Below are 8806 nucleotides of genomic sequence, written 5' to 3' on the forward strand. Positions count from 1 at the left end.
CGAGCGGCGCGTCGAGCAAATTGGCATAAGGGGCGCGCTCCGGTGCGGCGCGTGCCGGGCGCGGCCCCAACCAGGCGGGCTGATCCCCTGACGCTGGAGTCACCTCGATCACCGGCGTTCTGGGCGGCGGCAGCGTCGATCGCGCCGCCGGGGCGGCGGCGGCACGATCGCCGTTGCCAGCGGCACCCCCATCACCTTCCGTGCTGCCGCAGGCCGCGATCGGCAGCAGGAAAGGAAGCAAGCATCGACGCATGCCGCATAAAAGCGCGAACCGGCGGCGTCGTTCCGATCACGCCCTTCCCCGCCCCGGCGCGACCGCGTACACCCTGGTGCATGAGGTCGATTGTCGCCGCTGCCGTCGCATCGTTCGCCATGCTGGGCGGCTGTGCCTATCCCTATGCGCCCCGCGCGCTGCCGCTGCCGACCCAGCCCGCACCGCCGGCGCGCGCGATCGCGATGCCGGTTGCGCCCGCGATGCATCCGGTCGCCGGGGCGCCGGCCGAACTGCGCCCGACAGTGACCATCCTGATCTCCATCGACGGATTTCGCCCCGACTATCTCGATCGCGGCGCGTCTCCGCATCTCACGCGACTGGCGGCCGACGGGGTGACGGCGGCGATGCGGCCGTCCTTTCCCAGCAAGACATTTCCCAATCACTGGACGCTCGTCACCGGGATGGTGCCCGATCATCACGGCATCACCGCCAATCGCATGGAAGATGTCGCGCGACCGGGTGAGGTGTTCACGATGGCGAGCGACGATCCCTTCTGGTGGAATGAAGCCGAGCCCATCTGGGTCACCGCGGAGCGCGCTGGCCTGCGCACCGCGGCGATGTTCTGGCCCGGCAGCAATGTCGCCTGGGGCGGGACAAAAGCCGCGGCGTGGCCGCATGACGTGATCGGCGGCACGCGCCCGGACGAGTGGCAGCATTTCGACCAGGCTGTCGACGGGCGCCAGCGAGTCGATGCGATCCTCGACTGGTTGCGCCGCCCGGCCGCGACGCGCCCGCAACTACTGACGCTGTATTTCGACACCGTCGATACCGCCGGGCACCGATTCGGCCCGTTCGATGCCCGCACGACGCAGGCGGTGGCGGAGGTGGACGCGCGGATCGGCGATTTGCTCGTGGGGCTGAGGGCACTGCGACAGCCGGCGAACCTCGTGATCGTCTCGGATCATGGCATGGCGCCCATCTCGCCGGATCGCGTGATCGCGATGGACCGTATTGTCGCGCCGGCGGACGCACGCCTTGTAGAGGCGGGCCCCTATGCCACGATCGTCCCCGCCCCCGGCCGCGAGGCGGTGGTGGAGGCGGCATTGCTGGCGCCGCACCCGCATATGCAATGCTGGCGGAAGGGCGCGTTGCCCGCACGCTTCCGCTACGGCGCCAACCCGCGCGTCCCGCCCATCCTGTGCCTTGCCGAAGACGGCCGTGACGGTGGCTGGACGATCGGCCGGACCGGCAATGACGAGGAGACGCGGAATCGCGGCGCGCATGGTTATGACAATGACGCTCTCGATATGCGCGCCTTGTTCATCGCCAGCGGCCCCGCCTTCGCGCGCGGCAAGCGCTTGCCCACGTTCGACAATGTCGATGTCGCACCGTTACTGCGCGATCTTCTGGGATTGCCCGCCAGGTCGGGGCTCGACGGCGATGACCGGCCGTTCCGCACCGTGCTGCGGCGATAAGGGAAGGATCAGGTATGGAGTATTTCGAGGATCTGGCGGTCGGAGAGGTGCACCGCTTCGGTGCCTATGCCGTCACGCGTGAGGAGGTCATCGATTTCGCGTCAAAATACGATCCGCAACCCTTCCACCTTTCCGATGAGGCGGCGGCAGCCACCCATTTCGGCCGGCTATCGGCGAGCGGGTGGCACACATGCGCGATGGTGATGGCGATGCTGGTCGAGGATCTGAAGAAGCATCAACGCGCTAGCCTCGGCTCCCCTGGGATCGACGAATTGCGCTGGCTGAAACCCGTCTACCCGGGCGATATCCTGTCCTGCGAGAATGAGGTGATCGAAAAGCGCGTCTCTCAATCGCGGCCGGAAATGGGCATTTTCAAAAGCCGGCTGACGGTCACCAATCAGGACGGTGTCGCCGTTATGACGATGATCTCCAACGGATTGATCGCGACCCGCGGATAATGATCACCGGGCGGCGGCGATGCGATGTCGCCACCACCCGGCGGACGGCCGATTAGCGCCGGCGGGGCGGACGGAATGCCCGGTTCGGACGAGGCGTGCGATACCCCTCCGCCCGGTTTTCGCGCCGCAGATCACGATAATCGTTGCGCACGTCATTACGATAGTCGCGCCGTGCGTCGCGATTGGCATCGCGGAACTGGTCGCGCGTCAACCCGCCGCCACGATAGGCTTGGCGGTTGTCGCGCAGATCCCCGCGATAGTCGCGTCGTTCGTTTCGCACGTCGCGACCGAAATTGGCCCAATTGTCGCGGACGTCGCGATTGCCCCAGCCGTTGCGCCGGCTCTGCCAATATCGCTGCTGCGCGCCATTCCAGCGGAATGGGCGGCGATAGCGATCGTACACGTAGACGCCCGTGCCCGGATAATAATAATCGCCGTACCAGCCGTAATAGCTAGGCGCGCCGGCATAGCCGTAACCGCCGCCATAATAGCCGTTCCCGTAATAGGGATCGCCATAATAGCCGCCGTTGCCGTAGCCGACCGAGACGCCGCTATAACCATAACCGTCGGTGCACGCGGTCGTGGCAAAGGCAAGGCCACCGAGCAGGGCCGTCGCCGCCCATCGTGTGAGACTCATCGTCACTCTCCTGACCCTCGAAGGGTTCGGCGGCAGATACGCACCGCCGGTATACAGCAAACGAGGGTCGGATGGCGTGGTTCCGGTGCCATGCTGGGATGTCCGGAAGCGGGACATCGGTTGGTGGCAAACTGGAGGGCGAAGCTGACGCCATCGCCTGCAAAGAACGAGCGACGATCGGCGCGCGACGGTCAGTCGCCGGGGTAGGAGACCAGCGCATCGACCGCGATACCGTCGTCACGCAGCAGCGCGGCACCACCAAGATCAGGCAGGTCGATCACGAACTGTGCCTGATCGATCAACGCCCCCGCACGACGCAGCAGCCGCACCGCCGCGCGCGCGGTACCGCCGGTCGCGATCAGATCGTCGACCAACAGGACGCGCGCACCGGGTGCCAGCGCATCGGCGTGCATGGCGATCCGGTCCTGACCGTATTCAAGCGCATAATCCTCCGCGATCGTCGCCCCCGGCAGCTTGCCGTCCTTGCGGATCAGCAGCACGCCGGCACGAAGCGGCACGGCCAGCGCGGCGGCGAACAGGAAACCGCGCGCCTCGATCCCCGCGACCAGATCGACCGTGCCGCGCGTCGCTGCCACCATCCGCTCCACCGTCGTGGCAAGCCCCGTCGGCGAGAGAAGCAGCGTGGTGATATCGCGAAACTGGATCCCCGGCTTGGGAAAGTCAGGAATGGTACGAATTAGCGCCGCCAGATCAGCATGCTCGCCGCTCATCATCACCCCCGTGGCTCAAAAAAGAAGCCCCGGCGCGAGGGCCGGGGCTTGGCATGTCGTATCGGCCACCGTCCGCCGCGCGGATGGCGGGCACCGATCAATGTTTCACGTCGCGCCAGACGTTCTGATAGGCACCCCAGACGAGATAGATGAAGATCGCCAGGAAAATCACCGCGGCCAGGCCCGCCGCGTGACGCGCTTCCAGATTGGGCTCCGCGGTCCAGGTCAGGAACGCCGCCACGTCTCGCGCCATCTGGTCACGGGTGGCCTTGGTGCCGTCGCTATAGGTCACCTGCCCGTCCGAGGTCAGCGGCGGGGGCATCGCGATATTGAGGTTGGCGAAATACGGGTTGTAGTGCAGGCCGCTCGGCGTTTTCGCATCCGGGAATTTGCGCAGCAGTTCCGCCGGCTGGTTGCGATACCCGGTGATCAGCGCATGGACGTAATTCGGGCCATCTTCCCGCGCCTTTGTGATCAGCGACAGGTCAGGCGGCAGCGCATTGTTGTTCGCCGCGCGCGCAGCGACCTCGTTCGCGAAGGGCGACGGGAAATGGTCCGACGGCAGGTTCTTGCGAGTCGCCGCCTCACCCGTCTCCGGGTTCACGGATGGCTGTTCGATCACCCACTGATTGGCGATCGCCTTCACCTCGGCCTCGGAATAGCCGATCTTCTGCAAGTCGCGGAAGGCGACATATTTCAGCGAGTGGCAGGCGGCGCAGACTTCCTTGTAAACCTGGAACCCGCGCTGAACCTGCTCGCGATCGAACTTGCCGAAGAGGCCGGCCGACGAGAGATGAATATCCTCCGGATGCAGGTGGAATTCATGCTCCGCCGATTCCCGCGCCGGGTTCTGGATCGCTTCCTTGGCGGTGAAGAACAGCGCCAGCGCGAGCACGAAGACGAACCCCGCGCCGATCACCAGTGAAATGAGACGAGCCATTGTCTTGATTGTCCCCTATTCGTCTCGTTTCGATCAGCCGGCCATCGCCGTCTGCGCGGGCGAGGTGCCGCCATGCTTCGCCAGCACAGCCTCGGTGATCGAGTTGGGCAGCGGGCGCGGCTTCTCCGCCGCCGAAACCAGCGGCAGGATGATCAGGAAGTGCGCGAAATAATATGCCGCGGCGATCTGCCCGAGCATCACGTTGCGCGCGGTCGCCTCGGCGCCGCCGACATAGCCCAGCACCAGCACGTCGACGACGAGGACGGCCAGGAACCAGCGATAGGTGGGGCGGTAATTCGCCGAGCGAACCGGCGAATTGTCGAGCCACGGCAGGAAGAACAGCAGCAGGATCGAGCCGAACATCGCCAGCACGCCCCACAGCTTCGCCGGCAGGATGAAATCGGCGGTGAAGCTCTTCAGGATCGCGTAGAACGGCAGGAAATACCATTCGGGCACGATGTGCGCCGGGGTCGAGAGCGGGTTCGCCTCGATGTAATTGTCCGGGTGGCCGAGCAGGTTGGGCGAGAAGAAGATCAGCGCGGCGAAGATCAGGAAGAACACCGCGACGCCGACGCCGTCCTTGGCGGTGTAGTACGGGTGGAACGGCACCGTGTCCTGCTCGCCCTTCACGTCGACGCCGGTCGGGTTGTTCGACCCCGGGATGTGCAGCGCCCAGATGTGCAGGATGATGACGCCCGCGATCACGAACGGCAGCAGATAGTGGAGCGAGAAGAAGCGGTTGAGCGTCGCGTTATCCGGCGCATAGCCTCCCAGCAGCCAGACGCGGATCGTCTCGCCCACCAGGGGAATTGCCGAGAAGAAGCCGGTGATGACCTGCGCGCCCCAGAAGCTCATCTGCCCCCAGGGCAGCACGTAGCCCATGAACGCCGTTGCCATCATCAGCAGGAAGATGACCACACCGAGCAGCCACACCATCTCGCGCGGCGCCTTGTACGAACCATAATACAGACCGCGGCCGATATGGATGTACACCACGGCGAGGAACATCGATGCGCCATTGGCATGCGCATACCGCAGGAACCAGCCGGCGTTCACGTCGCGCATGATCTGTTCGACCGAGCCGAAGGCGACCCCGGCATTGGCTGCATAATGCATCGCCAACACCACGCCGGTGACGATCTGGCATACCAGTGCCGCGCCCGCGAGCACGCCGAAGTTCCAGAAATAGTTGAGATTGCGCGGGACCGGATAACCGGCACCGATCGCATTGTAGACGAGGCGCGGCAGCGGCAGCTTCTCGTCCAGCCACCGCATCAGCGGTTGCTTCGGCTCATAATGCTTGGCCCAGGGAAAGCTCATTTCTCTATCTCCCCTCAGCCGACCGTCACGACGGTGTCGGAATTGAATGCATATTCGGGCACGGTCAGGTTCTTCGGCGCCGGTCCCTGCCGGATGCGGGCCGCGGTGTCATAGGCCGAGCCGTGGCATGGGCAGAAATAGCCGCCGAACGGCCCCTTGTTCTCGCCCTCGCCAGCCCCCAGCGGCACGCAACCGAGATGGGTGCACACGCCGAGCGTGATCAGCCAGTTCTTCTTGCCCGCCTTCGTCCGCTCTTCCAGCGTCTGCGGGTCGCGCAGCGACGACACGTCCACCGCATCGGCGGCGGCGATTTCCGCCGGGGTCAGGTTGCGCACGAACAGCGGCTGCTTGCGGAACGACGCCTTGATCGCCTGCCCGGGCTGAATCTTCGAAATGTCGATCTCGGTGGTCGACAGCGCGAGCACGTCGGCCGACGGGTTCATCTGATTGATCAGCGGCAGGACGATCGCGACCGCGCCGACGCCCGCGAAGGACACGGCGGCGATATTGATGAAGTCGCGACGGCGCGGATCGTGCGTTTCCTCATGATAGGGCGCGGGATTCTCGCCCGGGGGAATCGTATTCTCTGCTGTCGCCATTCGCGTCAAACCTCTACCCGTTCCTTGGCGGCGGATCGTTTCGATGCCGATGCGACATACCCACCCCGCCGACAGCCTGCCCGTCCCCACGGCGGCTTCGCGGCGTGATAGCCATGCCGACGCGCGTTTGCCAACAGCATTTTGCGTTCGATCGCCGACACGCCTAGGCACTCCGCGATGCGCCTTGCCCTGTATCAGCCCGATATCGCCGGCAATGTCGGCACCTTGTTGCGGCTCGGCGCGTGCCTGGATGTCGCGGTCGACCTGATCGAGCCGATGGGATTCGCGTGGAGCGACCGTGCCCTGGCGCGCGCGGGGATGGATTATGCCGCCCAGGTGACGGTGCGTCGCCATGCCGACTGGGATGCATTCCTGGCCACCGTCGACGGGCGGCTGGTACTGGGCACGACGCGCGGCGCCACCCCGCTGCATCGCGCCACGTTCGAAACGGGCGACATCCTTCTTCTCGGCAGTGAGGGTGCGGGGGTGCCCGACGGGGTGCACGATCGCGCCGATGCGCGCGTTCGCGTGCCGATGCGCGCCGGGCTGCGCTCGCTCAACGTCGCGATCGCAGGGGCGTTGCTGCTCGGCGAGGCGCTGCGCCAGACCGGCGGGTGGGACAAACTCACCGATTGACCGGCGCCAGCGGGGCGGCGATGGCGGGGCATGGACCTGGACGATCAACAATCGCTGGCGCGCGGCTGGTTCGAGCAGCTACGCGACCTGATCTGCGCCGAATTCGAAGCGATCGAGCGCGCGGCGGGTTCGGATGCGTGTTTCACCTACACGCCATGGGATCGTACCGATCCCGCGGGCATCCCCGGCGGCGGCGGCGTGCGCGGCGTGATGAAGGGCCGCGTCTTCGAAAAGGTCGGGGTCAACGTCTCCACCGTCGGCGGCACGTTCGAGGGTGAGTTCGGCAAGACGATTCACGGCGCGGCGGACGATCCACGTTTCTTCGCCACCGGGATCAGCCTGGTCGCGCATATGGCCAACCCGCACGTCCCGGCGGTGCACATGAATATGCGGTTCCTGCGTACCACGAAGCAGTGGTTCGGCGGCGGCGCCGATCTCAATCCGCCATTGCCGGTGGCGGAGGATACGGAGGCGTTCCACGACGCGCTGCGCCGCGCCTGTGACGCGCATGACGCGACATATTATCCGCGCTTCAGGAAATGGGCGGACGAGTATTTCTTCATTCCGCACCGCAACGTGCACCGCGGCGTCGGCGGAATCTTCTACGATCATCTGGAGGGCGATTTCGACGCCGGCTTCGCGTTCACCCAGGATGTCGGGCGCGCGTTCCTCGACATTTATCCGCGCATCGTGCGGCGGCGCATGGAGGAGCCCTTCACCGCCGGGGACATCGCGACGCAGCGCGCCTGGCGCGGGCGCTATGCGGAGTTCAACCTCGTCTATGACCGCGGGACGCTGTTCGGATTGAAGACCGGCGGCAATATCGATGCCATCCTGATGAGCCTGCCCCCGCTGGCGACATGGGAGTGATCGAAAGCGCCCGCCGATGAGCGGGCTGATCCGCGTCGCCGACGATCAGCTAGCGACGATCGTCACCACGCTGGAGATGACTCGTCGCCCGCCGCTGCGCGCGATGCCGGAGGCGCCGTTGCGGCTGGTACGCTGGCAGGCGCCGGCCCCCGAAAGATATCGCTTGCTGTTCACCCGCGTCGGCGCGCGCTGGCTATGGTATTCGCGGCTGGCGATGACCGACGCGGTGCTGACCGCGATCATCCACGACCCACAGGTGTGGGTGTTCGCCGCGATCGACCGGCACGGAGTGGAGGTCGGCATGGTCGAACTCGACTTCCGCGAGGCCGGCGCGTGCGAGATCGGCTATTTCGCGCTGGTGCCGGAACTGGCCGGGCGCGGGTTCGGCCGCTGGTTGATGGCGCAGGCGCTGGCCCATGCCTGGCGCCGGGACGTAACGCGCGTGTGGCTGCATACCTGTACGCTGGATCACCCGTCCGCGCTCAATTTCTACCGGGCGCAGGGCTTCGTCGCGGTCGCCCGCACGATCGAGACCTTCCCCGATCCGCGGGCGATCGGCCTGTTGCCGCCAGACAGCGCGCCTCAAGTGCCGCTGCTGGCCCGCAAGCGATAGAAGACGGTGCCGACCAGCAATACCGCCACGGCATAAAAGGCGCCGACCGCGGTGATCGCGGCATCGACGAGCGCCAGCAGCAGCGGATTGTCATGCCCCGGCCCACGCAGCCATTCGTCGCCCGACATCAGCGGGACGACGACGATCCATTGCGCCAGAAACAGCGTGACCAGCGCCCCGGTAATCGCCCAACCGTGGCCGCGGGTCATCGCCAGGCTGACCCGCAGCGCCTGTCCCGCGCCGAGATCGGGGCGGCGCGCCAGTATCGGGATCGCCGCGATCAACCGGGCCTGCACGTACAGGCCCGGAGATC

General features: G+C 66.1%; 10 protein-coding genes and 2 pseudogenes. 5 read left to right on the top strand and 7 right to left on the bottom strand.

Annotated elements, in window-relative coordinates; translation table 11 throughout:
• Window positions 1-253, bottom strand: a pseudogene (locus ACFDSW_RS12780) (hypothetical protein); the annotation flags it as partial.
• 80 nt (window positions 254-333) lie between these two features.
• Between ACFDSW_RS12780 and ACFDSW_RS12785 the strand changes: the two are divergent.
• Window positions 334-1689 carry an alkaline phosphatase family protein gene (locus ACFDSW_RS12785; protein WP_375250671.1) on the top strand — a complete coding sequence of 452 codons (1356 nt, stop codon included), beginning with the start codon at window positions 334-336 and terminating at the stop codon, window positions 1687-1689.
• A gap of 14 nt (window positions 1690-1703) precedes the next feature.
• Window positions 1704-2147, top strand: a complete 444-nt coding sequence (locus ACFDSW_RS12790; protein ID WP_375250672.1) for a MaoC family dehydratase — start codon at window positions 1704-1706, stop codon at window positions 2145-2147.
• Window positions 2148-2199: 52 nt separating this feature from the next.
• On the opposite strand, the gene ACFDSW_RS12795 is transcribed toward ACFDSW_RS12790, so the two are convergent.
• The 5 genes from ACFDSW_RS12795 to petA all read right to left on the bottom strand — a co-directional run bounded on the left by ACFDSW_RS12795 (window position 2200) and on the right by petA (window position 6374).
• On the bottom strand, window positions 2200-2784 hold the full coding sequence (locus ACFDSW_RS12795) for a peptidase (protein WP_375250673.1): 585 nt from the start codon (window positions 2782-2784) through the stop codon (window positions 2200-2202).
• 191 nt (window positions 2785-2975) lie between these two features.
• The gene (locus ACFDSW_RS12800; protein WP_375250674.1) at window positions 2976-3518 is read right to left on the bottom strand and encodes an adenine phosphoribosyltransferase; all 543 of its coding nucleotides are present in this window, start codon (window positions 3516-3518) and stop codon (window positions 2976-2978) included.
• A 94-nt stretch (window positions 3519-3612) separates the two neighbouring features.
• Window positions 3613-4455, bottom strand: a complete 843-nt coding sequence (locus tag ACFDSW_RS12805) for a cytochrome c1 (RefSeq protein WP_375250675.1) — start codon at window positions 4453-4455, stop codon at window positions 3613-3615.
• A 33-nt stretch (window positions 4456-4488) separates the two neighbouring features.
• Window positions 4489-5775 (bottom strand): cytochrome bc complex cytochrome b subunit, encoded by a 1287-nt coding sequence (locus tag ACFDSW_RS12810; RefSeq protein ID WP_375250676.1) that lies wholly within the window; start codon window positions 5773-5775, stop codon window positions 4489-4491.
• 14 nt (window positions 5776-5789) lie between these two features.
• Window positions 5790-6374: a ubiquinol-cytochrome c reductase iron-sulfur subunit gene (gene petA / locus ACFDSW_RS12815; RefSeq protein WP_375250677.1), complete on the bottom strand. Its 585-nt coding sequence runs from the start codon at window positions 6372-6374 to the stop codon at window positions 5790-5792.
• 177 nt (window positions 6375-6551) lie between these two features.
• Here petA and ACFDSW_RS12820 point away from each other — a divergent pair, with 177 nt between their 5' ends.
• The 3 genes from ACFDSW_RS12820 to ACFDSW_RS12830 are packed head-to-tail and all read left to right on the top strand — an operon-like array spanning window position 6552 to window position 8493.
• Entirely contained in the window at window positions 6552-7010 is a 459-nt protein-coding gene (locus tag ACFDSW_RS12820) for a tRNA (cytidine(34)-2'-O)-methyltransferase (RefSeq protein ID WP_375250678.1), read from the top strand.
• A gap of 30 nt (window positions 7011-7040) precedes the next feature.
• Complete coding sequence (hemF, locus tag ACFDSW_RS12825; RefSeq protein ID WP_375250679.1) at window positions 7041-7880, top strand: oxygen-dependent coproporphyrinogen oxidase; 840 nt, start codon at window positions 7041-7043, stop codon at window positions 7878-7880.
• A 16-nt stretch (window positions 7881-7896) separates the two neighbouring features.
• A complete protein-coding gene (locus ACFDSW_RS12830; protein ID WP_375250680.1) occupies window positions 7897-8493 on the top strand; it encodes a GNAT family N-acetyltransferase in 597 nt (198 codons plus the stop codon).
• Here ACFDSW_RS12830 and ACFDSW_RS12835 read toward each other — a convergent pair.
• Window positions 8463-8806, bottom strand: a pseudogene (locus tag ACFDSW_RS12835) (hypothetical protein); the annotation flags it as partial. The gene ACFDSW_RS12830 and the pseudogene ACFDSW_RS12835 sit on opposite strands and share 31 nt — an antisense overlap.

It is taken from the genome of Sphingomonas sp., assembly GCF_042091075.1.
Lineage (GTDB): Bacteria > Pseudomonadota > Alphaproteobacteria > Sphingomonadales > Sphingomonadaceae > Sphingomonas.

Bases quoted from the DNA above. Each gene is read 5' to 3' on its own strand.
- ACFDSW_RS12785 (WP_375250671.1), top strand. From the start codon at position 334: ATGAGGTCGATTGTCGCCGCTGCCGTCGCATCGTTCGCCATGCTGGGC.
- ACFDSW_RS12790 (WP_375250672.1), top strand. From the start codon at position 1,704: ATGGAGTATTTCGAGGATCTGGCGGTCGGAGAGGTGCACCGCTTCGGT.
- ACFDSW_RS12795 (WP_375250673.1), bottom strand. From the start codon at position 2,784: ATGAGTCTCACACGATGGGCGGCGACGGCCCTGCTCGGTGGCCTTGCC.
- ACFDSW_RS12800 (WP_375250674.1), bottom strand. From the start codon at position 3,518: ATGATGAGCGGCGAGCATGCTGATCTGGCGGCGCTAATTCGTACCATT.
- ACFDSW_RS12805 (WP_375250675.1), bottom strand. From the start codon at position 4,455: ATGGCTCGTCTCATTTCACTGGTGATCGGCGCGGGGTTCGTCTTCGTG.
- ACFDSW_RS12810 (WP_375250676.1), bottom strand. From the start codon at position 5,775: ATGAGCTTTCCCTGGGCCAAGCATTATGAGCCGAAGCAACCGCTGATG.
- petA (WP_375250677.1), bottom strand. From the start codon at position 6,374: ATGGCGACAGCAGAGAATACGATTCCCCCGGGCGAGAATCCCGCGCCC.
- ACFDSW_RS12820 (WP_375250678.1), top strand. From the start codon at position 6,552: ATGCGCCTTGCCCTGTATCAGCCCGATATCGCCGGCAATGTCGGCACC.
- hemF (WP_375250679.1), top strand. From the start codon at position 7,041: ATGGACCTGGACGATCAACAATCGCTGGCGCGCGGCTGGTTCGAGCAG.
- ACFDSW_RS12830 (WP_375250680.1), top strand. From the start codon at position 7,897: ATGAGCGGGCTGATCCGCGTCGCCGACGATCAGCTAGCGACGATCGTC.